The organism is Cyanobium sp. ULC082, assembly GCF_977927535.1.
Window position 1 is genome coordinate 916,264 of record NZ_OZ376398.1, and the last position, 23,421, is coordinate 939,684.

Genomic DNA, 23,421 nt, shown 5'->3' on the forward strand with positions numbered 1-23,421 from the left:
GAGGCCGTGAACGCACCAGCGAGAAGGCGAATCCGCACCTACCTGCCTGAATGGCTCCTGGCCTGGGTGACCGTGGCTGCTGCGGGCCTGTTGCGAGGTTGCGGCCAGGCTGGAGCTGGCTTTCAGCTGCTGAAGCGGTTTCAGCAGCGCTGGCCTCGCAATCCCGTCGTGCTGGCAGCGATCATTCCTGGGGCGATGGCACGGCAGGAGTATCCCTTCGGGGTGCGGATGATCGAGGATCTCTGGCTGAATTCCGGCCACACCCACTACCTGCATCGCCTGTTGTTCCGGCGTTCGACGCGACCTGCCGACATCGATCAGCGCCTCTGCCTGTTTCCGTTGATCGCCGCCAGTGAAAAGCTTCCGTCCCACTACCGCGCCTATGCCCTGATCGTGATCGCTTACCAGGCCATCAGCCTGGACGATGCGGCCCGGATCGGATCCGTTTCCAGGGATCTTGAGCGTCTGGTTGACGCACTGACGGCGGATCAAACGACGTTCAGCTGTCAGCGCTCCAATCGGGAGAACCGTATCAAGTTGCTTGTCTCTGTGTACACGGCCCTGTCCAGGCTGTACCTGGCCAGCTCAGAGTTCTCCTCCTTCGCCAGCGTCGGCTCGCGGGTGGCGGCCTTGCTGGATCATCTCGATTTCCATGCCATTGATCGTGACAGTTCCTACCGCCTGACCCGGAACTTGATACGTTGCCTAGCCATCGATGCTCTGCAGGCCTGGTACCTCCAGGACGCGGAGAACTGGCAGCGGGCCTTGCTTCGTCTGCGTCGTGCCCATGATCATTGCCAGGAGCCGATCTTTGATCAGAGCAACGCCCAGGAAGATCATCGGGGTTTTGCCAGGGAGATGCTGCAGGCGGTTGCCATTGTCGAAGCCTCAGACTGGCCGACTGAGAAGCGGGATGAGCAGATTCATCATCTGATCACGTTGATCATCAAGACCACCTACGAGCCGCGCTTTCTGGTCAAGATCAGATCCCTGTTCGCTCCCTACCTCACGGCTCCACCATGACCAGGCGGGTGGCCTTTTACATTGATTCTCTCAAGACAGGTGGCGCAGAGCGTGTCACTTTGCGAATGGCCGTCTGGTGCCTTGAGGCCGGTCTTGATCCGCTGCTGCTCACCCACCGTTCGCCGACGGCAGATTTCTATCCCGTTCCGGCGGGCATCGAACGGCATGTGGAGTCGCCCGACGCCGCCTGGCTGGCCCGCCTGGGCTGGCTTGGATTTCCCTGGCGTGTCCTGGCACTGCGCCGTTGGCTGATTCGGAACAGGATTGACACGGCGATCGGGATGACCACTCTTCCCGGCATCAAGCTTCTGCTGGCAGCCAGGAACCTTCCCCTGGCCTGCTGGGTTTCAGAACGCAACTATCCCCCCGCCAAGCGTCCCTCGCTTCCCTGGCGCCTGTTGCGCTGGCTCACCTATCGATGGGCGGACCTTCACCTCGTCCAGACAGCCCAGACCGGTGACTGGCTCAGGCGTCGGCTCAGGGCGACCCCGCAATTGCTGCTGCCGAATTCGATCGTCTGGCCCTTGCCGTCGTTCGCGCCGCTGGTGGAGCCGGCCGCACTGCTGAAGCGCTCCGCCGCTGGTGGCCAGGCGGACTCCGCTGACCGGCCTGAATTCCTGCTGGCTGTCGGAACCAAGGCTTTTCAGAAGGGCTTCGACCGATTGGTGCGCGCTTTTGCCCTCCTGGCCCCCGCCCTGCCCCAGCTGCACCTGGTGATCGCCGGGCTGGGGGAGGGCGATTATCACGGCCTGGATCAGCGGGCCGCTCTCAAGGGCTTGCTGAATCCGACCAGCTCAGCTCTGGCGCGCCTCCATTTCCCAGGGGTGGTGGGCAATATCGGCGATTGGTATGCCGCCTGTCAGATGTTCATCCTCCCTTCCCGTTACGAGGGGTTCCCCAACGTTCTGCTGGAGGCGATGGCTTCCGGCTGTGCCTGCGTGGCCTTCGATTGCTGCACCGGCCCGGCTGATCTGATCCGGGATGGGGAGAACGGGCTGCTCCTGCCGGCCACGGCCACGGATCAGGCTCTGGCAGACGCCATCCTGGCTCTGCATCGCAACGCCGATCGGCGCCGGCGCCTCGCTCAGCAGGCCAGGGCGGTTCGCGACCAGTTCAGTGACGCGCGCCTCAGCCGGCGGTTCATCGAGGCCCTTGATGGCTGATGACCTCTGGATCGTGGTGCCCCATCTCGGTGCGGGAGGTGCGCAGAAGGTGGCGATGCTCGCCGCCGCCCATTTCGCTGCGCTGGGATATCGGATCACCGTCGTCAGCCTGCTGCCCGACAAGACCCAGGTCCACAGCGTGCCTGCCGGGGTGCGCCTGCTTGATCTGGGCGAAGCCGTCAAGGCAGCCCAGCGCGGCGACTGGTGGGACCGCTCCCTGCTGGCCCGCAGTCGCCGCTTCCTCAGGCTGTGGCTGCCGCGCCTGGCCTCCTGGTTTCTGCTGATCACCCTCTGGCCCTGGCTGCGGCAGCTGCGTCCCCCCCGGGGCGCCGCACTGATCCGTTGGCTGCTGCGCGGCGTGGGTGGTCCCCAGGCCTCCCTGCTGCGGCAACTGCTGGTGGCGGAGCAACCGCCGCGGCTGCTGGCCCTGCTCACCAAGACCAACATGCTGGCCGCCCAGGCCAGCTGGGACCTGCCCCTCCACCTGGCAGTGTCCGAGCGCAACGACCCCCGCCTCCAGACCCTCGGTTTTCCCTGGCAGCGGCTGCGGCTTCTGCTCTACAGGCGGGCCGATGCCCTCACCGCGAACACCCGGGGAGTGCTGAGAACCCTTGCCGACGACCTGGCCATGCCCCAGGCCCGCCTGCTGCCCAACCCCCTGCCGCCGGGGATCGGTCTGGCTGCTGAATCCCCCGCCAACGCCAACGCCAACACCAACGCCAACGCCAACGGTCAGCGCTCTGCGGACTGCCTGGCCGTGGCCCGGTTGGTTCATCAGAAGGGCCTGGATGTGTTGCTGGAGGCCGTGGCCCTGATGGCAGCCAGGCCGATCGGCTGGAGGCTGGTGATCGTGGGGGATGGTCCCCAGCGGCCGGCCCTGGAAAGCCAGGCCCGCCAGCTGGGGATCGAGGCCTGGATCCGCTTCGAAGGATTTCAGGCTGATGTGATGCCCTACTGCCGGCGGGCCCGGATCTTCGTGCTGCCCTCCCGTTTCGAAGGAATGCCCAACGCCCTGCTGGAGGCGATGGCGAGTGGGTTGACAGCGATCGTGACCGATGCGTCGCCAGGGCCGCTTGAGCTGGTGGAGCACGGCCACACCGGACTGGTGGTGCCGGTGGAGAACCCCAGGGCCCTGGCCGCAGCGATGGAAGCCCTGCTGGCCGATCCCGGGCACTGCGAGCGCCTGGGTCGGGCGGGCCGTGAGCGGCTGGCAGCGCAGGACTGGCAGGTGATCGAACCCCTCTGGCGATCGGCACTGAACCTGCCGGCCGTTTCGCCGGAACGGGATGGCTGAGCGGCTCCTGCTGCTGGTGCCGAGCCTGAAGGCACCGTCGGAAACGTTCATCCGTGCCAATGCCGCCGGCCTGCCCTTCGACACGGTCGTGGTCTGCGCGGATGAGATCCCCTGGCGGGGTCCACCGCTGCGCAGCGCCTATGGGTTGTCGATCCTGTTCAGCAAGCTCTGTTTCAGGCTGGCGCCCAGCCTGCCGCAGGCGCTGGGGCTGGCTGTGCAGCGGCTCGGCAGCTGGCTGCCGTCGCAGCTGATGATCCGGATCTGCCGGGTCGAGCGGCCCGACCTGGTGCTCGTCGAATTCGGCTTCCATGCGGTGCAGGTGATGGAGCTGGTGCCGGCCACCGGTCTTCCCCTGATCGTCCATTTCCGCGGAGCCGATGCCTCCGCTCACCGCTACCTGGTTCAGTTGCGGGTTCCGTACCGGCGGCTGCTGGCGCTCGCCAGCGCGGTTGTGGTCAAGTCGGGGCTGATGCGCGACACAGTGCTCGGTCTGGCCGCAGCCCGCGAACCTTCCCTGCGGGTGCTGGTGAGCCCCTCAGGGGCCAATCCAGACCTCTTCCACGGCGCCGCCCCGGCGGCGGCGCCACCGCGCTTTCTCTGTGTCGGCCGCTTTGTGGCCAAAAAGGGGCCCCTGCTCACCCTTCAGGCCTTTGCCCAGGCGGCCAGGAGCTGCCCTGAGCTGGAGCTGGTGATGGTGGGGGATGGCCCCCTGCTCGCCGAGGCACGTCAACGGGCCAGCCAGCTCGGTCTGGCCGGGCGGGTGCGTTTTGCAGGGCTTCTGCCCCCTGCCGAGATCGCCCAGCTGATGCGTGGCAGCCGAGGCTTTCTGCAGCATTCGCTCACGGCTCCCGATGGTGATCAGGAAGGCTCCCCGGTGGCGGTGATGGAAGCCCAGCTCAGCGGCCTGCCGGTGGTGGCCACCTGGCATGCCGGCATTCCGGACGTGGTGGTTGATGGGGAGACCGGGCTGCTGGTGGTGGAGGGGAACTGGCAGGCGATGGCGGCGGCGATCAGCCGGCTGGCCGCAGATCCCACCCTGGCGGCAAGCCTGGGCCAGGCCGGCCGGAAGAGGGTCCTGAAGGGCTTCACCCAGGCGCATCACTGGAGAGCGTTGCAGGACTTGGTGACTGCGGTTGTGATCGAGCGGAGGGCAGATCAGGGCCTTGCAGATGGAGAGCCCTGACCAGTATTGGCCGGAATGTGCTGGAGTGAGACAGGTCAGAAGGACGATTTCAAGTATTCTTTTCGGGCCTATTCATTGATTGGTTGAAACATTTTCGGGGCCCGCATTCCAGCCGCTCAGCAACGACGTCTCTGCCCGTTCTGACAGTGATCCAGGGTCAGGTTGCGCTGCTCGATGGGATAGATTCACGGGCTGATGAGTTTCCTTGCCGGCCTCAATGACGCCCAGCGCCGGGCGGTGGATCACCACAACGGCCCGATGCTGGTGGTGGCGGGAGCGGGGAGTGGCAAGACCCGCGCCCTCACCCACCGGATCGCCCACCTGATCGGCCACCACGGCGTTGACCCCGCTCAGCTGCTGGCCGTCACCTTCACCAACAAGGCGGCGCGGGAGATGAAGGAGCGGCTGGAGCTGCTGCTGGCCCAGAAGCTCGCCCAGAGTCAGTTCGGCCAGCCGCTGGGCACCCTGAGCGCCCAGCAGCAGCGCCAGCTGCGCAGCCGCATCTACCAGGAGGTGATCAAGGAGCTGTGGATCGGCACCTTCCACGCCCTGTTCGCCAGGTTGCTGCGCTTCGACATCGACAAGTACAGGGACCCGGATGGGCTCACCTGGACCCGCCAGTTCTCGATCTACGACGAATCCGACGCCCAGACCCTGGTCAAGGAGATCGTCACCCAGGAGCTGGGGCTTGATCCCAAGCGTTTCGAGCCCAAGAAGGTGCGCTGGGCGATCAGCAACGCCAAGAACCAGGGCTGGCTGCCCGAGCAGCTGGAGCAGGAGCAGCCCGGGCAGCGGGGCAAGCAGGTGGCCGACGCCTACCGCCGCTACCGCCGCGCCCTGGCGGCCAACAACGCCCTCGACTTCGACGACCTGCTGCTGCTGCCCGTGCAGCTGCTGCAGAGCAACGAGCAGGTGCGCCGCTACTGGCACGGCCGCTTCCGCCATGTGCTGGTGGATGAATACCAGGACACCAACCGCACCCAGTACGACCTGATCAAGCTGCTGGTGACCGGCGGCGCCGAGCCGGAGCAGTTCGACGACTGGGGCGATCGCTCCGTGTTCGTGGTGGGGGATGCCGATCAGAGCATCTACAGCTTCCGCGCCGCTGATTTCACGATCCTGATGGGCTTCCAGGACGATTTCGGCGATCGGGCCAGCGATGAGGCCACCCGCACGATGGTGAAGCTGGAGGAGAACTACCGCTCCACCGCCACGATCCTGGGGGCCGCCAACGCCCTGATCGCCCACAACACCGAGCGGATCGACAAGGTGCTGCGGGCCACCCGCGGCGAGGGGGAGCCGATCACGGTGACCCACTGCGACGACGAGATCGCCGAAGCCGAGGCGGTGGTGCATCGCCTGCGGATGCTGGAAGCGGCTAACCCGGAGCTGCGCTGGGGCGGCATGGCCGTTCTCTATCGCACCAATGCCCAGAGCCGGGCGATGGAGGAATCGCTGGTGCGTTGGGGCATCCCCTACATCGTGGTGGGAGGCCTGCGCTTCTACGACCGGCGCGAGATCAAGGACGTGCTCGCCTACCTGCGGCTGCTGGTCAATCCGGCCGACACGGTCAGCCTGTTGCGGGTGCTGAACGTGCCGCGCCGCGGCATCGGCAAGACCACCGTGCAGCGCCTCACCGATGCCGCAGCCCAGCTGGGCCTGCCGCTCTGGGAGGTGGTGAACGATGCCGAGGCGGTGCGCTCGCTGGCGGGCCGCTCGGCAAAGGGTCTGCTGCAGTTCGCCGAGCTGATCGCCGACCTGGGCCGCCGCATCCAGGACGCCCCCCCATCGGAGCTGGTGCAGCGGGTGATGGAGCAGAGCGGCTACCTGGCCGAGCTGATCACCGAGGGCACCGATGAGGCGGAGGAACGCCGCCGCAACCTGCAGGAGCTGGTGAACGCGGCCCTGCAATACCAGGAGGAAAACGAGGAGGGCTCGCTGGAGGGTTTCCTGGCCTCCGCCGCCCTGGCCAGCGACGCCGACAGCAAGGACACCGAGCAGGACCGGGTCACCCTGATGACCCTGCACGCCAGCAAGGGCCTGGAGTTTCCCGTGGTGTGCATGGTGGGCCTGGAGCAGGGCCTCTTCCCGAGCTACCGCTCGCTGGAGGATCCCGCCGCCCTGGAGGAGGAGCGGCGCCTCTGCTATGTGGGCATCACCCGCGCCAAGGAGCGCCTGTTCCTCTCCCACGCCAGCGAGCGGCGGCTGTGGGGCGGCATGCGCGAGCCGGCGGTGCCGTCGGTGTTCCTCTCGGAGCTGCCGCCGGAGCTGGTGCAGGGCGATCTGCCCCGCAGCGGCGGCGCGGCCCTGCGCCGTGAGCAGCGGCTGGATCGGCTCACCCGCGTCGACCGCGAGGAAAGCTTGCCGGTGGCGGCCAATGCGGTGCGGCGGCGGGCACCCAGCAAGCTCTGGGCCGTCGGGGACCGCCTTCACCATGCCAACTTCGGCGATGGCCACATCACCCATCTGTTCGGCAGCGGTGAGAAGATCTCGATCGCCGTGAAGTTCGAGGGCATGGGCCCGAAGATCCTCGATCCCCGCCTGGCGCCGATCGAACCGTTGCCATGAGCCGTTGTCGCCGCTTCCGATGAAGCGGGCCCATCGCCCTGCGCCCACCCCTGGAGCCAGCGGCGCTCCGGCCGGCTCACCAGGGCTGAAGGGCTTCATCCTGCTGGCTGTCCTGATCGGGCTGGGCCTGCTGGCATCGCGCGGATGGCTTCGGGCTTACTCCTACTGGCATGACGAGCTGTTCTCGATCGGTGCGGCCAGTGCCGATTCATGGGCGGATCTTTTTCAGGCCTGGATCCTTCCCGATACCCACCCGCCTCTCCATCTGGTTCTGCTGAAACTCTGGATCGGCCTGTTCGGATCCGGTGAGATTCCCGCCCGGCTGCTCAGCCTGATTCCGACCTGGCTGAGCCTGATCGCCATCGCCGTGGCCACCCGCCGCGGTGGCTTCACGCGCCAGTTGATCGCCGTTCTGTTTGTGGGCACCAGCCCGCTGTTCAGCCTGTATTCCCAGGAGGTCCGCCCCTATGGCTGGGCCCTGCTGTTCGCCACGACTTCAGTGGCGACGATGACCCTGCTGTGGCGATCACAGCTTCAAGGCGGTGCGATCAGCACGCCGCAACGGCGCCGACTTCGTCTCGGCTTTGCCCTGTCGCTTCTGCTGCTCTCTCTCACCCATTACTTCGGCCTGATGTATGCCGTCACCCTGATCGCCTTGGATCTCCGCGCAGGGGCACCGTGTCTGGGCCGCCGCCGCCATGGACTGCTTCTGCTGCTCTCGCTTGCCGTCTGGCCGCTGCTGCATGGGCTGCTCGGCAGCGGTGGCGGTCGGGCGGGTTGGATTCAGTCGGAGCCGGTGATCAGTGTGATCAAGGCGGCTTTCAATGCGGTCTTCCCAGCCTTCAGCGTGGCCCTGGCTCTGATCGCCGGCCTGAGCCTGGCGCTGATGGCACGGCAGCAACGGCAGGAGCGGCCAGCCTCCCTGCAGCAGGCCCTGAGGCAGGAGCCCAACGCCGCTGAAGCGGTTCAGCTGCTCGTCGGCATGGCTGTGTTCGTGGGCCTGATCTGCCTGATCGACCTGGTCAAACCCCTGTCGGTGGAGCGCTATTTCATTGTGCTGCTTCCCGCCCTGGCGCTGGCCCTCGCCGATGCTGGGCAGGCCCTGGTCAACGTTGGCAGCAGGCAGGCCAGGCATGCGACTGTGCTGGTGCTGGTGGTGGTGCTCTCGATGCATCTCTGGCACGCCCAGGAGGTTCTGGCGGCCAAGATCCATCCCCAGGAGAACTACAAGCAGCTGGCCGGTTTTCTCCGCTCAACAGACCTGTGCCACAGCGGCTGCTCCAGTGTGTCTGCGAAGCAGAACCGGCTCAGGCCCTATTTCGATGCCATCAAGATGATCCGCATCGACCTGGATCAGCCAGACAGCCTGGCCACGGCGCGGCTGCCATTCGTTGGCCTGCATGGAGAGCAGAAATTGATCCGGCCCCTGCTCGCCTCCCACCCTCAGGCCAGCTGCTGGGAACCCCGGCAATCTTCGCCTTCCAGCACGTTCGTGGTGCTGGATCCGGATCCCGGTGTGCGGCCCCGGTCCTTCGGTCTGCGGACCTGTGATCGGCAGAAGGGTGCGGCGTGAGGAGGGTGGCCGATCAGCCGGCAGCCCTAAAATCAGCGATTCAGCCAGGCCCTGTCTTGCCCAACCTGTTGCTGATTCGAGGCCTCGGCCACAGCGGCAGCACCATCCTTGATCTCGCCCTTGGCTCCCATCCGCAGATCGTCGGGCTCGGTGAGGCGGCCCGCCTGCTGGCCGTGCCTGCCCCCGGTGAGGAGTTGCGGGCGCCAGCGCAGTTGCGCCGCACAGGGGTCGGAAGCCTGCGACAAACCCGCCGTTGCAGTTGCGGCGAACTGGCTGTCGATTGCCCTGTCTGGGGTCCGATGCTCGAGTGGTTGCCAGGCCACGATGATCAATCCCTGGCCAGGAAGATGGGGCAATTGCTTTCCTCGCTGGAGCGCCACCAGTGCCGTGGCGGGGCGCCGCTGTCTTGGGTAGTGGATTCATTCCAATCCGACCGGACACTGACCTCGGGCCATCCACTGCCACCGGAGTTGGGCGATTGTCAGATCCGGGTGTTGTTTCTGGTGCGTGATCTTCGTTCCTGGGTTCATTCAACCTGTCGTCGATCCGGTCGCAACCCGTGGAGGGCCCTGGCCCGCTGGTGGCGGGAGAATCAACGGATTGAGGCCCATCTGCGCCGCAGCGGCATCCCTTTTCTCCAGCTTGGCTATGAGGAACTGGCCCTGGCTCCGGAAGCCGCCTTGCGGCTGATCAGCGGGTGGCTGGAGCTGGATTTCCACTCCGCCATGCTGGCTCCGGGTCAGCACAGCGGCAGCCATGTTCTCTCCGGTAATCGGCTGCGCCATGACCCAGCCCGCATCGCCCGCATTCACTACGATGGGGCCTGGCTCTCAACCCGTTCGCTGCCGGTCGCCCTGGCTCCACTGCTGCCTGGGGTGAGTGCCATGAATCAACGGCTGGTCTATTCAAACGGGCTGCTGATTTAGTCCATTCAAAGCTGGCAATCGTGATCAGCAACCAGGATCTCCTGCCTGAAACTTCTCTGCCTGAAACTGCTTCCTGAACAGGCGCTCAGAAACTGCAGGCGCTCAGAAACTGGCGCTCAGAAACTGGAGGGAGCCGGTGCCTCGCCGACAGCGCCGTGGAGCGCCACCAACTGCTCCAGCAAGGCCTCCAGGCGGTGGAGCGGAACCATGTTCGGCCCGTCGCTGAGGGCCTTGTCCGGATCGGGGTGGACTTCCATGAACAGGCCATCCACCCCCACCGCCACGGCGGCCCTGGCCAGGGGCGCCACGAACTCCCGCTGGCCGCCCGTGCTGCTGCCCAGACCACCGGGTTGCTGAACGGAATGGGTGGCGTCGAAGATCACCGGACAGCCCAGGTCGCGCAGCTGGGGAAGGGCGCGATAGTCGACGACCAGGGTGTTGTACCCGAAGCTGGAGCCCCGCTCGGTGAGCCAGAGCTTCTCCAGGCCGGCGGCGCGCAGCTTGGTCACCACCTGGGCCATGTCCCAGGGAGCCAGAAACTGTCCCTTCTTGACATTCACTGTCCGTCCCCAGGTTTGTGCCGCCTCGGCGGCCGCCAGCAGCAGATCGGTCTGACGGCAGAGAAAGGCGGGGATCTGCAGCACATCCACCACTTCGGCGACCGGGGCCGCCTGCCAGCTTTCGTGGATGTCGGTGAGCACCTTCAGGCCGAAGCGTTGCTTCACCTCCGCGAGCACAGCCAGCCCCGCCTCCGCCCCCGGGCCGCGGAAGGCCTGCCCGGAGCTCCGGTTCGCCTTGTCGAAGCTGGCCTTGAACACGTAATCGATGCCCAGGCGATCGGTCATCGTCTTGACACTGCCGGCGATCTCGAAGGCCAGCTCCGGGCTTTCGATCACGCAGGGGCCGGCGATCAGGGTGAGGGGCATGGCAGCGGGCGTCTCGGCGGTCCGCACAACCGGACTTGCGCCCAGCATGCCTGAGCTCTCCAGCCTGAGGCCTGCCGGAGGGCCTGTTGGGGAGAGGCAGGGCAGTCAGGAGCGAGCGGTAATCTCCTGCAATGACAGGCCCCATCCCCATCTTCATCGGCTACGACCCCAGGGAGCGGGCAGCCACCAACGTGCTGATCGACAGCCTCTATCAGCGCAGTTCGGCCCCGCTGGCGATCACCCCGCTGGTCACGCCGCAGCTGGAGGCCCAGGGGCTGTACCGGCGCGACCGTGATCCCAGGCAGAGCACCGCCTTCTCCTTCAGCCGCTTTCTGGTGCCTCACCTGATGGGTTATCGGGGTTGGGCCCTGTTCATGGATTGCGACATGCTCTGCCGCGGAGACATCGCCGAGCTGTGGGCCCTGAGGGATGGGGCCTATGCGGTGATGTGCGTGAAGCACGCGCACGTTCCGCAGGAAACGGTGAAGTTTCTCGGCGAAACCCAGAGCGTTTACGAGAAGAAGAACTGGAGTTCGATGATGTTGCTGAACACCGACCGCTGCACGGCCCTCACGCCCGATTACGTGAACAGCGCCAGTGGACTGGAGCTGCACCGTTTCCGCTGGTTGGCCAGTGAGGACGAGATCGGCTTTGTTCCCGACCGATGGAATCATCTGGTGGGTGTTCAACCCCCCCCTGCCACCGGCGCGAGGGGCGATGCTCCAGGGCTCCTGCACTGGACCCTGGGTGGGCCCTGGTTCCGGGAGAACCGCACCATGGGCGGTGATCTGGCAGCCGAATGGTTTGCCGCCAGGGATGACGCCCACAGCCTCTGGAACTGACCGCTGCAGAGGACCGCTGGCGCTAGTCGTTGCGCTGCCGCCAGCCTGCGCCATTGATCTCCTGCCAGAGCGGGGTGCCGCGCAGCAGGCGCTCGGCCAGCTCCCGCACGGCTCCCTGTCCTCCCCTGCTCCTGAGCACCAGGTCGGCCTGGCGGCGCAGGCCCGCTGCCGCATCGGCGGTGGCCACCAGCAACCCGACCCGGGGCCTGACGGCCAGATCGTTGAAGTCATCCCCGATGAAGGCGGTGTGCTCCGGTGTCTGGTTGAGTTGCCGCTGCAGCTCTGAAAGGGCGGTGGGTTTGTCGCCGACCCCCACCAGGCAGTGCCGGATCCCCAGCTGCTCGGCCCTGCGCTCGGTGGCACCACCGCCGCCGCCGCTGAGAAAGGCCACCTCGAGGCCGGCCCGTTGCAGCAGCTTGATGCCGAGGCCATCCCTGACATCGAAACGTTTGGTCAGCTCACCTTCGGGGCCGTACCAGAGCCCCCCGTCGGTGAGAACGCCATCGACATCCAGCACGAGCAGGCGCACCCTGCCCAGCCGGGAGGGCAGGCTCCACCGTTGCCTGAGTCTGTGGATGCGTCCCATCGGCCAGCTGCTCAGCAGGGCTGAGCCAGACCGGGGACGCAACGGGCCCCGGCGATAGGCTCAGCCTGCAGACCGATCAACAGAGCATGCGGTTCGTGGTGGCGGTGCCGGCCCGTCTCGCATCGACCCGGTTGCCCGGCAAGGTGATGGCCGAGATCGGCGGCAAGCCGATGCTGCAGAGGGTGCTGGAGCGCTGTTGCCAGGCCCGCTGCCCCGCAGCGGTGGTGTTGTGCACCGACAGTGAGGAGCTGATCGCGGCCGCCACCGGCTGGGGGGTCACCGCCCTCGCCACCAGTGCCGCCTGCAGCTCGGGCAGTGAGCGGATCGCTTCGGTGGCGGAGCGCCTCCTGGCGATCTCGGCCTCGGCCGCCAGCGACACCGTGATCATCAATGTGCAGGGGGATCAGCCGTTCATCGATCCAGGCGTGATCGATGCCATGGCGATCGAGTTCGAGCGACGGCAGCCGATCCCGGCGGTGATGACCCCCATCTACCGGCTTGGGGCCGACAGGATTCACGATCCGGATGTGGTGAAGACCCTGGTGGCGGCGGATGGACGGGCGCTCTATTTCTCCCGGTCCGCGCTGCCCCACGTCCGTGGTGTCGATCCCTGCGATTGGCATGCCCAGGCGCCCTATTGGGGACACGTGGGAATCTATGGCTATCGGGCCGATGTGCTGCTCCGGTGGAGCGATCTGCCCAGTTCTCCCCTGGAGATCACCGAGAAGCTGGAGCAGCTGCGCCTGCTGGAGGCGGGCATCGGCATCGACACCTTCGTGGTGGAGGGGGAAGCCCTGTCGGTGGACACGCCCCAGCAGCTGCAGCAGGCACGGCAGCTGGCCAGCGGGATGCAATCAGGCTGAGCCCGGACGGGTCAGCCCCGCCTGGACCAGGTCATGGAGCCTGAGCAGGCCGAGCATCCGCCGGTCTGCGGAGACGACCGGCAGCACACCGATCGGTTTGCGGCGATTGCTCTCCATGCGTTCCAGCGCCGTGATGGCCAGGGTGCCCTCCGTAATCGTGACCGGATCGGCGGTCATCAGATCCACCGCCCTGAGCTGATTCCAGCCATCCGGGCTGCGGCTCACCAGGGCGCGGCGCAGGTCGCCATCGGTGATGATCCCGCCGAGCCGTTCGGCATTCTCCGGGTGGGCCACCCAGCAGGCGCCGACACCATCGGCGGTGATGTGGGCGATCACCTGGGCCAGGGGGGTGTCGGCTGTCAGCGGGGCGAGGCGGCTGACCGGCACCATCAGGTCGGCGGTGGTGAGGGTGAGCTGCCTGCCGAGCGAGCCGGCCGGGTGGTTGAGGGCGAAATCGGCCGGAGAGATGCCACGCCGCTCCATCCAGACCGCCGCCAGGGCATCGCCGATCGCCATCGCCACGGCGGTGCTGGCGGTGGGCGCGAGGTTGAGGGGGCAGATCTCCCGGTCGACGGATCCATCCAGCACCACATCGGACGCCCTCGCCAGGCTGGAATCGACCCTGCCGACCAGGGCGATCCGGGCGGTGCCGCGCCGCCGCAGGTGGGGAACGATGCCGATCAATTCCTGGGTTTCACCGCTGTTGGAGATCAGCAGGCTCACATCCTCGGAGCCAACCACCCCCAGATCACCGTGCAGGGCATCGACGGGATTGAGATAGATGGCCATCAGGCCGATCGAGGAGAAGGTGGCGGCGGTCTTGCGCGCCACGATGCCGCTCTTGCCCACACCGGTGATCACCAGCTTGGCGCGCTTGTCGGCGCAGCCATCCAGCAGGCTCAGGGCCGCCTCCACCTGGGCAGCATCGAGGCGATGGGCGCTGGCCTCGATGGCGGCCGCCTCCTCGATCAGGCAGCGGGTGAGCGCGGACACGAAACAACTCCGGGAGGATGGGGCCATTCTCAACCTGCGGACTCGAGAAGGCCCCGTCGATGACCGCCGCCGATCAGCCAGCTGGAATCCCGACGGAGCTGATCACGCGGCTGCTGGAGGCGGCCGCTGACGCGCCGATCGCCCTGGTCGGCGGCGCGGTGCGTGATCTGTTGCTGCACCGGGTGCACCTCGACCCCTGGCGTGGGGTGCCTGATTTCGATCTGGTGGTCGAGTCGCCGCCGCCGGGCGCCGGGCGCCAGCTGGCCGCGCCTGATCCGGCTCAGCCGGCCGCGCTTGATCTGGCCCGTCGGCTGCGGGACCGCCTCGGCCCGGCGGTGGTCATCACCTACCGGGAGCATGCCGCCTACGGAACGGCCGAACTGCAGCTCCGCCAGCCCCAGGGTGCGGTGTTCCTCGACCTCGCCAGTGCGCGGCGGGAAGACTATCCAGTGCCTGGAGAGAACCCCCAGGTCCGCTTCGGGGTGCTGGGGGACGACCTGTCCAGGCGGGATTTCACGATCAATGCCATGGCCCTGCCGTTGGGACCGGATCCATCCGGTGGCGACCTGGCAGCCGCCCTGATCGATCCCCATGGCGGTCAGGCCGACCTGGAGCGCCGACAGTTGCGCTTTCTGCATGACGGCAGCCTGCGGGATGATCCAACCCGGATCGTCCGCGGGGCGCGCTACGCGGCCCGGCTGGGTTTCAGCCTGGCGCCGGAGAGCCAGGCGCAACTGCGGGCCACCCTGGAGGAGTGGCCATGGGGATGGCGGATCGGCGACCACCCCGATCGGGTTCCTGCGGCGCTCGGCACCCGGCTGCGGATGGAGCTCGAGCTGCTGTTCGATCGCGAAGCCTGGCAACCGGCCCTGGGCGCCCTGCAGGCCTGGGGTGCCCTCCCCCTGCTCGATCCGGCGCTCCAGCAGGATCCGCAGCTGTTCCGGCGTCTGCGCTGGGCCAGGCGGTTCGGCCTGCCGTTGCTGGTGGCCTTTCTGGCTGGAGCCGGCGATCCCCTCGCCCTGGCGCAGCGGCTTCAACTGGCGCAGAAGGATCAGCAGATCCTGGCCGGCCTGCTCAGCCTGCGCCAGCAGCTGCCCAGCCTCCCCCCTCGCAGCCCCTCCCAGTGGTGCGCCCTGCTGGAGGCCCCGGGCCGTTCGCCGGAAGCGGTTGCCCTCGCGTTGGCCTGCGGCCAGGGGCCCCGGCGGCCCCTGTTGCGCTGGTTGTTGCGCTGGCGGCGGCTGCGGGCGGTGGAATCGGCGGCTGAGCTGATCGCCCAGGGACTTGTTGCGGGGCCGGCCCTCGGCCAGCGGCTGCGGGAACTCAGGAACCAGCGGCTCGATCAGGAGCGCCGCTGATCAGCCGATCTTCAAAGCCTGGCCATCGCCGAGCGCACTTCCCGGTCGGCGTCCTTGCGGCGCTCGTCCTGGCGCTTGTCGTGCAGCTTGCGGCCCTTGGCGAGGCCGAGCGTGAGCTTGATCCACGACCCCTTGAGGTGGAGGTTGAGCGGGATCAGGGTCAGCCCCTTCTGGTCGAGGGCGATGCGCAGCTTGTCGATCTCGCGGCGATGGGCCAGCAGCTTGCGGGTGCGCAGCGGCTCGTGGTTGTAGTAGGCGCTGGCGTGGCTGTGGGGGGAGATGTGGACGTTGTGCAGCTGCAGCTCGCCGCCGCGGATCAGGCAGAAGCCGTCGCGCAGGTTGGCCTTGCCGGCCCGGATCGATTTCACCTCCGTTCCCACCAGTTCGAGGCCGGTTTCGATGGTTTCGAGGATCTCGTACTGGTGGCGCGCGAATCGATTGTCGGCCAACAGCCGGTTGGCCGCATCCCGGGCTGCCCTGGCCGCCTTCTTGCCTGCCCCCTTGGCCATCTCCCTCCCCAGCGCTGAGCTGACCCTAAACAGGCCCCAGCCTGCCTACTGTTCAGGCCATGGCGATCGTTTCCTCCGGAGCCGGGCGGGGTGGCCTCCAGCCGCCCCCTCGCCCGCCCGCCAAGCCGGCGGGGCGGCTGGTCGATCCCGCTGCCCAGGCCTTCGAGGAGGGCGAGGCCGAGGCGCCGCTGCCCAACCGGGAAGACAGCCTGCGGCCCCGACGGCTGGCTGATTACATCGGCCAGCGGGAGCTCAAGGAGGTGCTCGGCATCGCCGTGGAAGCCACCCGCAACCGTGGCGAGGCGCTCGACCATGTGCTGCTCTACGGCCCTCCCGGGCTTGGCAAGACCACCATGGCGCTGGTGATCGCCGAGGAGCTGGGGGTGCGCTGCCGGATCACCAGCGCCCCTGCCCTGGAGCGTCCCCGCGACATCGTCGGCCTGCTGATCAACCTGCAGCCCCATGAGCTGCTGTTCATCGATGAAATCCATCGGCTCAACCGGGTGGCCGAGGAACTGCTCTATCCGGCCATGGAGGATTTCCGCCTCGATCTCACCGTGGGGAGAGGCAGCACGGCCCGCACCCGCTCGGTGCCGGTGGCGCCGTTCACCCTGGTGGGGGCCACCACCAGGGCCGGCTTGCTGAGCTCACCGCTGCGTGATCGCTTCGGCCTGATCCAGCGGCTGGAGTTCTACGACCTGGCCGATCTCCAGGCGATTGTGGAGCGGGCCGCCGGCCTGCTCAGCCTGGAGCTGGAAGCGGCAGCCGCCGCCGAGGTGGCCCGCCGTTGCCGCGGCACGCCGCGGATCGCCAACCGCCTGCTGCGCCGGGTGCGCGATGTGGCGAGTGTGCGCGGTGAGCCCCGCATCGGGCCGGCCCTGGTGGCTGAAGCGCTCAGCCTGCACCGGGTCGACGACCGTGGCCTCGACGCCAGCGACAGGCGCCTGCTGGAGCTGCTGCTGACGGGCTACGGCGGCGGTCCGGTGGGGCTCGACACACTGGCCGCCGGTCTGGGCGAGGATCCGATCACCCTGGAAACCGTGGTGGAGCCCTACCTGCTGCAACTTGGTTTTCTGTTGCGCACCCCGCGGGGCCGGGTGGCCACGGCCGCGGCGCGAGTGCACCTCGGCTGGCCGGAGCCGGAGGCGGCCTGATGGGCTGGCTGCTGGCCGTGCTGCTCGCCACCCAGCTCAGCCTGCCCCAGCTGTTCGACCAGGCGCTGGCGGCCAGCCGTGACGGGCAGTTCGGTGAGGCGCTGCCGCTCTGGGACCGGGTGCTGGAGCAGGCCCCCGACGACGCCTCGGCCTGGAGCAACCGGGGCAACGTGCAACTGGCGCTCGGCCATCCCGAAGCGGCCATCGCCGACCAGAACCGGGCGATCGAGCTGGAGCCGGGCAGCGTTGATCCGCACCTGAACCGGGGCACGGCCGAGGAGGCCCTGGCTGAGTGGGATCGGGCGGCGGCCGACTACCAGTGGATCCTGGAGCGGGATCCGGCCGAGGCCTCGGCGCTCTACAACCTGGGCAATGTGGAAGGTTCGCGGGGCGACTGGGCGGCGGCGGAGCGTTGCTACGAGGCGGCCGCGGCGGCCCGGCCCGGCTTCGCGATGGCCCGCTCCAGCCTGGCCCTGGCCCGCTTCGAGCGAGGTGATCTGGGTGGAGCCGAGCGGGAGTTCCGCAATCTGATCCGCCGTTATCCGTTGTTCGCCGACCCCCGCGCCGGGCTCACCGCCCTGCTCTGGCAGCGGGGGGCGCTGGGGGAAGCCGAAAGCAACTGGGCGGCGGCTTCGGGCCTTGATCCCCGCTACCGGCAGCCAGAATGGTTATCGCGGATTCGGCGCTGGCCCCCCGGGCCGGTCCACGCTCTCGAAGCCTTCCTGGATCTGGCCAGTTGATGAGTCCTGCCGCCTTCCCCACTCCTGCCACCGCCAGCGTCAGCGCCGCCGAGCTGTGGCGGCGCCTGGGTCTGGAGCAGGCCCTGGCGCAGGCGCTGCCCGAGCTGATCGGTCTGCGGCGCCACATCCATGCCCACCCGGAGCTGAGCGGCGCTGAGCACCAGACGGCGGCGCTGGTGGCCGGTGAACTGCGGCTGCTGGGCTGGGAGGTGCGTGAAGGGGTGGGCCGCACCGGCGTGGTGGCCGAGCTGGGCCCGGTGGGGGCGCCGCTGGTGGCCCTGCGGGTCGACATGGACGCCCTGCCGGTGGAGGAGCGCACCGGCCTGCCGTTCGCCTCCTGCCACCAGGGGCTGATGCACGCTTGCGGGCACGATCTGCACACGGCGATCGGCCTGGGGGTGGCGCGGCTGCTGGCACCCCTGGCGGATCAGCTCACGGCACGGGTGCGGCTGTTGTTTCAGCCTGCCGAGGAAATCGCCCAGGGGGCGGCCTGGATGCTGGCCGACGGCGCCATGCAGGGGGTTGAGGCCCTGTTCGGCGTGCATGTGTTTCCGAGCCTGCCGGTGGGCAGCATCGGCGTGCGCAGCGGCAGCCTCACGGCGGCGGCGGGTGAGCTGGAGGTGGAGGTGCTGGGTGAGGGGGGCCATGGGGCACGGCCGCACCAGAGCACCGATGCCATCTGGATTGCGGCCCGGGTGGTGAGTGGGCTGCAGGAGGCGATCAGCCGGCGGCTCGATGCGCTGCAGCCGGTGGTGGTGAGCTTCGGCAAGATTGAGGGTGGCAAGGCCTTCAATGTGATCGCCGACCATGTGCGGCTGCTCGGCACGGTGCGCTGCCTCGACACCGAGGTGCACGCCGAACTGCCGGGCTGGATCGAAGACACCGTGCAGGCGATCTGCCGGGGCTACGGCGGCGAGGCGCGGGTGCGCTACCGCTGCATCGCGCCGCCGGTGCACAACGATCCGGAGCTCACCGAGCTGGTGGAGGAGGCCGCCCTGGCGCTGCTGGGGCGGCCGCAGGTGCAACGGCTCCAGCAGCCATCGCTGGGAGCCGAGGATTTCGCCGAGCTGCTCACGGCGGCGCCGGGCACGATGTTCAGGCTGGGGGTGGCGGGCCCCGAGGGCTGCGCTCCGCTGCACAACGGCACGTTCAATCCCGATGAGCGGAGCGTGGCGGTGGGTGTGAAGGTGCTCAGCCTCAGCCTGCTGCTCTGGATGGGGCGACGGGGATGAAAGCCGCCCGCCCGACCACCCATCCGTTGCTGGCCCTGGCGGCGCCCCTGCTGGTCGTGCTGGCGGCGATCAGTTTCACCGTGCGGCACGGCAGCCAGCGGCTGCAGGCGGTTCCGGCCCTGCTGATCGGCTGCGGACTGGTGGTCAGCGGCCGGCTGCGGCGTTCCCGGCGCCGCCATTCCCTGGCCCAGGCCCTGCGGTCGCCGCCGCTGTCACCACCGCCCGGTTGAGGGCGGCTCCAGCCGGCTGGGCTGTGGGAGGGTGAAGTGATGAGCACCACCCCTCCCGAACCGGCATCCCCGGAGCCGACTCCACCGGCGGATCTTGCGGCCCTGCGCGAGGCGATCGGCTCGGGTGATCCAGTGCGCGCCATGCCGGCCCTGGCGGGCCTGCGGCAGCTGGAGGCCGAGCAGGCCGTGCCGCTGCTGCTGCTGGGGCTCGAGCAGGAGCCGTTCCTCGTGCGCTCGCTCAGCTGCAGCGGGCTGGGCATCAAGCGCAATGAGGCCGGCTGGCAGGCCCTGGTGGCCGCCCTCGCCGCCGATGGCGATGCCAATGTGCGGGCCGAAGCGGCCAATGCCCTGGCTTCCTACGGCGTGGAGCGGGCCTGGCCGCTGCTGCGTGAGAGCTTCGCGCGGGACGACCAGTGGCTGGTGCGTTGCAGCATCCTCTCGGCCCTGGCTGAGCAGCCGCAGATCGCCAGGGAGCTGCTGCTGGAACTGGCCGAGATGGCGATCGCCGATGCCGACGGCACCGTGCGGGTGGGCGGTGCCGAGATCCTGGGTCGGCTGGCCCAGGAAGCTGCCCGGGCGGATCCGCCGGTGGCCGGCGGCTGGGGCGATGCGGCCCGCCAGCGGCTGCGGCTGTTGCAGCAGGATCCCGACCACCGGGTGGTGGCCGCCGCACTCAACGGCCTGCAGAGCTGAAAAGTTGCTAGGTTTCGCTCGTCACTAGGGGTGCCCGGCCGTCTTCGGCTGTGGGCTGAGATCACACCCTCCGAACCTGATCCGGGTCATGCCGGCGCAGGGAAGTGTCCCGATTTCTGCTGTGGCCTTCGGTTGCGGCCGTGTTCGGAGCCGGAGATGTGCCCGCTCGGTCCGGCCCCGTCACTCAGCAGCCGATCATGCGCAGTGCCTGGATTGAGAAGCGTCGCGGCCACGCCAACGTGTCGCAGATGCACTATGCCCGTCAGGGTGTGGTCACCGAAGAGATGGCTTTCGTGGCCAGGCGGGAGAACCTGCCCGAATCGCTGGTGATGGAAGAAGTGGCTCGGGGCCGCATGATCATCCCGGCCAACATCAACCACACCAATCTCGAGCCGATGGCGATCGGCATCGCCAGCCGCTGCAAGGTGAACGCCAACATCGGTGCCTCGCCGAATGCTTCCGACCTCGATGAAGAGGTGGCCAAGCTGCGGCTGGCGGTGAAGTACGGCGCCGACACGGTGATGGATCTCTCCACCGGTGGCGTGAACCTTGATGAGGTGCGCACGGCGATCATCAATGCCTCGCCGGTGCCGATCGGCACGGTGCCTGTGTATCAGGCGCTGGAGAGCGTGCACGGCTCGATCGAGAAGCTCGATGCCGATGATTTCCTGCACATCATCGAGAAGCACTGCCAGCAGGGGGTGGATTACCAGACGATCCACGCCGGCCTGCTGATTGAGCACCTGCCGCTGGTGAAGGGCCGCCTCACCGGCATCGTGAGCCGTGGCGGTGGCATCCTGGCCCAGTGGATGCTGTATCACCACAAGCAGAACCCACTGTTCACGCGCTTCGACGACATCATCGAGATCTTCAAGCGCTACGACTGCAGCTTCTCGCTGGGCGATTCGCTGCGGCCCGGCTGCCAGCACGATGCTTCTGATGCCGCCCAGCTGGCGGAGCTCAAAACGCTGGGCCAGCTCACCCGCCGCGCCTGGGAGCACGACATCCAGGTGATGGTGGAGGGTCCGGGCCATGTGCCGATGGATCAGATCGAGTTCAATGTGAAGAAGCAGATGGAGGAGTGCAGCGAGGCGCCTTTCTATGTGCTCGGTCCACTGGTCACGGACATCGCCCCCGGCTACGACCACATCACCAGCGCGATCGGCGCGGCGATGGCCGGCTGGTATGGCACGGCGATGCTCTGCTACGTGACCCCGAAGGAGCACCTGGGCCTGCCCAATGCCGAGGATGTGCGTGAGGGCCTGATCGCCTACAAGATCGCCGCCCACGCCGCCGACATCGCCCGCCACCGCCCGGGCGCCCGCGACCGCGACGACGAACTCAGCCGCGCCCGCTACGCCTTCGACTGGAACAAGCAATTCGACCTCTCGCTCGATCCCGAGCGCGCCCGCGAGTATCACGACGAAACCCTGCCTGCCGACATCTACAAGCAGGCCGAGTTCTGCTCAATGTGCGGGCCGAAGCACTGCCCGATGCAGACCAAGATCACCGACGAAGACATCGAGGGTCTGGAGAAGGTGCTGGCGGAGCAGCAGAAGGCCGGGGAGCCGGTGGGGGTGTGAGCGTTTTGCTCGCAGGCTGAGCCCGGATCGCCTGAGGGCGGGAACACTGAAGCCAGTTGGCTGAAGTGGAAATGGTTACGACGCCGGGCCCACGGTTGCTGGAGCGGTTCAGGCAGGAGCTGCAGGTGCGGCATTACGCCCGACGAACCACACAGACTTACGAGCAGTGGGTGCGTCGCTATCTGCGCATCCATGGCCTCAGGCATCCGCGCGAGATGGGCGAGGCCGAAATCAATGCGTTTCTGTCGCACCTGGCGACCGAGGGGCAGGTGAGTGCCTCCACGCAGAACCAGGCGCTGTCGGCCCTGCTGTTCCTTTACAGGCAGGTGCTCGGCAACCAAAGCGGTTGCCTGTGGTGCTAACCGTGGCGGAGGTGCGGGCGGTGCTGGAATGCCTGGACGGAGTTGAGCAGCTCGTGGCGAAGTTGCTTTACGGCAGCGGCCTGCGGCTGATGGAAGCGTTGCGGCTCCGGGCCCAGGATATTGACTTCCAGTCCAGGCAACTGATCATTCGCAATGGCAAGGGCGCCAAAGACAGGGTGACCGTTCTCCCCGTCAGCCTCGGTAAGCCCTTGCGGGACCACCTGCAGGCGGTGCGTCGTCTGCATCAGGCCGACTTGACGGCGGGTTGGGGCAGGGTGGTTCTGCCGATGGCATTGGGACGGAAGTACCCGAACGCGGCAGCAGAGTGGGTGTGGCAATGGGTTTTTCCACAGGTTCATCGATGGAAGGATGCGAAGGCAGAAACTGAGGGCCGGCACCACATCGACCCATCGCTGATCCAGAAGGCGGTGAAGAGAGCCGTGCTGAGTGCCGGGATCTGCAAACGGGCGAGTTGTCACACGTTTCGGCATTCCTTCGCTACCCACTTACTGGAGCGCGGGCAAGATATTCGAACGATCCAGGAATTACTGGGCCACAGCGATGTGAAAACCACCATGATCTATACGCATGTACTGAATCGTGGACCCTGTGGTGTGGTCAGTCCCGGAGACCTTCTGTAGCCAAATGAACATTTGGTTTGCGGACCCGCCCATCGTCCCCACCATCCTGAAGCCAAATCACGCACATGCACTACGCTGGAGGGAGTTTCAAGATCAGCTCCGCAGATCCAGAAGCTTCTTAGGCGGCTGTAGAGCCCCGAGTGGGATGGATACCGGACCCGCCGAAATACTGTTAGGCCTACGTTGAACTCCCTTGGGAACGAGCTACTCTAAAAAGCGATGGCTTTAACGGCATGAACACCTATAGATCGTTGTGGGTACGAATGAGCGCGCTGACCGCATCTCTACTGCTGGCGTCTTTATCCGCATGTTCTAGCCAGAATACGTCATATACAATGGTTGGCTCACCAGAGGATTCCAGTATTCCTGCTGCCAAGCGGGTCTCTGCGAGAATTGTTATTCCAGAAGGCCGAACTCGACAAGAAGTAATAGGAACGTTGGAAAGAGCAGCCCGCGAGCTTTCTGACAAGACAAGTGCCGACGCGGCAATGGTCTTTGCATTTAGGCCTGGAGACCCAACGGACGGAATGTTCAGCGTAGGAAGGGCTGTTTTTGCGCCAGGAGGTAAATGGGAGAGCGCAACCAGCAACGAAAACAAAGCGATAACAACCGAGCTTGGTGAACTTTACTTTTCTCCCAAGAGGCAACAGCCAAGCATTGCAGAAGTCATCACCCTAAAAAGCACTTACTCAAGCTACGTCGCAGTCTCAAATGAGTATGGGAGCTGGAATGACAGCAACATCATCGCAAGAGTGGATAACGGGACAAAGGCTAATATACTAGAGATCCGAAAAGAACCCATTGGGAATCAAGAACTTGTCCGTTTTCGAATTAGAGTTCAATCAAGCACGCCTACGGAGGGATGGGTGCATGCTTTCGACGCGGGCTTTAAGTAGCTCATAACTTACTGCGCTCAGATTAGAGGCGAGGCCTAACAGCCCACTGCAGCCGACGGGATAGACAACTGCTTAATGCCAGGAAC

General features: G+C 66.9%; 23 protein-coding genes and 1 riboswitch. Of the genes, 19 read left to right on the top strand and 4 right to left on the bottom strand.

Features of this window, described 5'->3' with window-relative positions:
- Window positions 1–6 precede the first annotated feature (6 nt).
- The 7 genes from ACXMDY_RS13835 to ACXMDY_RS13865 all read left to right on the top strand — a co-directional run bounded on the left by ACXMDY_RS13835 (window position 7) and on the right by ACXMDY_RS13865 (window position 9,730).
- Window positions 7–1,023: a hypothetical protein gene (locus ACXMDY_RS13835; protein ID WP_259701869.1), complete on the top strand. Its 1,017-nt coding sequence runs from the start codon at window positions 7–9 to the stop codon at window positions 1,021–1,023.
- Complete coding sequence (locus ACXMDY_RS13840; protein WP_259701870.1) at window positions 1,020–2,186, top strand: glycosyltransferase; 1,167 nt, start codon at window positions 1,020–1,022, stop codon at window positions 2,184–2,186. The genes ACXMDY_RS13835 and ACXMDY_RS13840 overlap by 4 nt, the downstream gene beginning before the upstream one ends.
- Window positions 2,179–3,480 (top strand): glycosyltransferase, encoded by a 1,302-nt coding sequence (locus ACXMDY_RS13845; RefSeq protein ID WP_259701871.1) that lies wholly within the window; start codon window positions 2,179–2,181, stop codon window positions 3,478–3,480. Before ACXMDY_RS13840 ends, ACXMDY_RS13845 begins: the two co-directional genes overlap by 8 nt.
- Window positions 3,473–4,663, top strand: a complete 1,191-nt coding sequence (locus ACXMDY_RS13850) for a glycosyltransferase (protein ID WP_259701872.1) — start codon at window positions 3,473–3,475, stop codon at window positions 4,661–4,663. The genes ACXMDY_RS13845 and ACXMDY_RS13850 overlap by 8 nt, the downstream gene beginning before the upstream one ends.
- A gap of 195 nt (window positions 4,664–4,858) precedes the next feature.
- Window positions 4,859–7,231 (top strand): UvrD-helicase domain-containing protein, encoded by a 2,373-nt coding sequence (locus ACXMDY_RS13855; protein ID WP_259701873.1) that lies wholly within the window; start codon window positions 4,859–4,861, stop codon window positions 7,229–7,231.
- A gap of 19 nt (window positions 7,232–7,250) precedes the next feature.
- Window positions 7,251–8,804, top strand: coding sequence for a hypothetical protein (locus tag ACXMDY_RS13860; protein WP_259701874.1), 1,554 nt, complete (start codon window positions 7,251–7,253; stop codon window positions 8,802–8,804).
- Between the two features lie 56 nt (window positions 8,805–8,860).
- A complete protein-coding gene (locus ACXMDY_RS13865; protein ID WP_259701875.1) occupies window positions 8,861–9,730 on the top strand; it encodes a sulfotransferase in 870 nt (289 codons plus the stop codon).
- 116 nt (window positions 9,731–9,846) lie between these two features.
- Here the strand turns inward: ACXMDY_RS13865 and kdsA are convergent, their stop codons facing one another.
- On the bottom strand, window positions 9,847–10,704 hold the full coding sequence (gene kdsA / locus ACXMDY_RS13870) for a 3-deoxy-8-phosphooctulonate synthase (protein WP_259701876.1): 858 nt from the start codon (window positions 10,702–10,704) through the stop codon (window positions 9,847–9,849).
- Between the two features lie 83 nt (window positions 10,705–10,787).
- Here kdsA and ACXMDY_RS13875 point away from each other — a divergent pair, with 83 nt between their 5' ends.
- Window positions 10,788–11,498, top strand: coding sequence for a glycosyltransferase (locus ACXMDY_RS13875; RefSeq protein ID WP_259701877.1), 711 nt, complete (start codon window positions 10,788–10,790; stop codon window positions 11,496–11,498).
- 22 nt (window positions 11,499–11,520) lie between these two features.
- On the opposite strand, the gene ACXMDY_RS13880 is transcribed toward ACXMDY_RS13875, so the two are convergent.
- Window positions 11,521–12,084 carry a KdsC family phosphatase gene (locus ACXMDY_RS13880; protein ID WP_259701878.1) on the bottom strand — a complete coding sequence of 188 codons (564 nt, stop codon included), beginning with the start codon at window positions 12,082–12,084 and terminating at the stop codon, window positions 11,521–11,523.
- A gap of 86 nt (window positions 12,085–12,170) precedes the next feature.
- Between ACXMDY_RS13880 and kdsB the strand changes: the two genes are divergently transcribed.
- Window positions 12,171–12,947 (top strand): 3-deoxy-manno-octulosonate cytidylyltransferase, encoded by a 777-nt coding sequence (gene kdsB / locus ACXMDY_RS13885; protein ID WP_259701879.1) that lies wholly within the window; start codon window positions 12,171–12,173, stop codon window positions 12,945–12,947.
- Here the strand turns inward: kdsB and ACXMDY_RS13890 are convergent.
- Window positions 12,939–13,940, bottom strand: coding sequence for a KpsF/GutQ family sugar-phosphate isomerase (locus ACXMDY_RS13890; protein ID WP_259727735.1), 1,002 nt, complete (start codon window positions 13,938–13,940; stop codon window positions 12,939–12,941). The genes kdsB and ACXMDY_RS13890 overlap by 9 nt on opposite strands.
- Window positions 13,941–13,999: 59 nt before the next feature.
- On the opposite strand from ACXMDY_RS13890, the gene ACXMDY_RS13895 reads away from it, so the two are divergent.
- Window positions 14,000–15,295 (top strand): tRNA nucleotidyltransferase/poly(A) polymerase family protein, encoded by a 1,296-nt coding sequence (locus ACXMDY_RS13895; protein ID WP_259701881.1) that lies wholly within the window; start codon window positions 14,000–14,002, stop codon window positions 15,293–15,295.
- Window positions 15,296–15,306: 11 nt separating this feature from the next.
- On the opposite strand, the gene smpB is transcribed toward ACXMDY_RS13895, so the two are convergent.
- Window positions 15,307–15,804, bottom strand: coding sequence for an SsrA-binding protein SmpB (gene smpB, locus ACXMDY_RS13900; RefSeq protein WP_259701882.1), 498 nt, complete (start codon window positions 15,802–15,804; stop codon window positions 15,307–15,309).
- A gap of 59 nt (window positions 15,805–15,863) precedes the next feature.
- Between smpB and ruvB the strand changes: the two genes are divergently transcribed.
- From ruvB to ACXMDY_RS13945, 9 genes are all read left to right on the top strand, one after another.
- The gene (gene ruvB / locus ACXMDY_RS13905) at window positions 15,864–16,958 is read left to right on the top strand and encodes a Holliday junction branch migration DNA helicase RuvB (RefSeq protein ID WP_259701883.1); all 1,095 of its coding nucleotides are present in this window, start codon (window positions 15,864–15,866) and stop codon (window positions 16,956–16,958) included.
- A complete protein-coding gene (locus tag ACXMDY_RS13910; RefSeq protein WP_259701884.1) occupies window positions 16,958–17,698 on the top strand; it encodes a tetratricopeptide repeat protein in 741 nt (246 codons plus the stop codon). The genes ruvB and ACXMDY_RS13910 overlap by 1 nt, the downstream gene beginning before the upstream one ends.
- A complete protein-coding gene (locus ACXMDY_RS13915) occupies window positions 17,698–18,930 on the top strand; it encodes an amidohydrolase (protein WP_259701885.1) in 1,233 nt (410 codons plus the stop codon). Before ACXMDY_RS13910 ends, ACXMDY_RS13915 begins: the two co-directional genes overlap by 1 nt.
- A complete protein-coding gene (locus tag ACXMDY_RS13920) occupies window positions 18,927–19,160 on the top strand; it encodes a DUF3188 domain-containing protein (RefSeq protein ID WP_259701886.1) in 234 nt (77 codons plus the stop codon). The genes ACXMDY_RS13915 and ACXMDY_RS13920 overlap by 4 nt, the downstream gene beginning before the upstream one ends.
- Before the next feature lie 39 nt (window positions 19,161–19,199).
- On the top strand, window positions 19,200–19,853 hold the full coding sequence (locus ACXMDY_RS13925) for a HEAT repeat domain-containing protein (protein ID WP_259701887.1): 654 nt from the start codon (window positions 19,200–19,202) through the stop codon (window positions 19,851–19,853).
- A 16-nt stretch (window positions 19,854–19,869) separates the two neighbouring features.
- Window positions 19,870–19,973, top strand: a riboswitch (TPP riboswitch).
- A 77-nt stretch (window positions 19,974–20,050) separates the two neighbouring features.
- Complete coding sequence (gene thiC, locus ACXMDY_RS13930) at window positions 20,051–21,436, top strand: phosphomethylpyrimidine synthase ThiC (RefSeq protein ID WP_259701888.1); 1,386 nt, start codon at window positions 20,051–20,053, stop codon at window positions 21,434–21,436.
- A 65-nt stretch (window positions 21,437–21,501) separates the two neighbouring features.
- Window positions 21,502–21,798 (top strand): phage integrase N-terminal SAM-like domain-containing protein, encoded by a 297-nt coding sequence (locus tag ACXMDY_RS13935; RefSeq protein WP_457767668.1) that lies wholly within the window; start codon window positions 21,502–21,504, stop codon window positions 21,796–21,798.
- Window positions 21,799–21,800: 2 nt separating this feature from the next.
- Window positions 21,801–22,439: an integron integrase gene (locus ACXMDY_RS13940; RefSeq protein ID WP_457767655.1), complete on the top strand. Its 639-nt coding sequence runs from the start codon at window positions 21,801–21,803 to the stop codon at window positions 22,437–22,439.
- Between the two features lie 263 nt (window positions 22,440–22,702).
- Entirely contained in the window at window positions 22,703–23,335 is a 633-nt protein-coding gene (locus ACXMDY_RS13945) for a hypothetical protein (protein WP_259701889.1), read from the top strand.
- The last annotated feature ends 86 nt before the right edge of the window (window positions 23,336–23,421 follow it).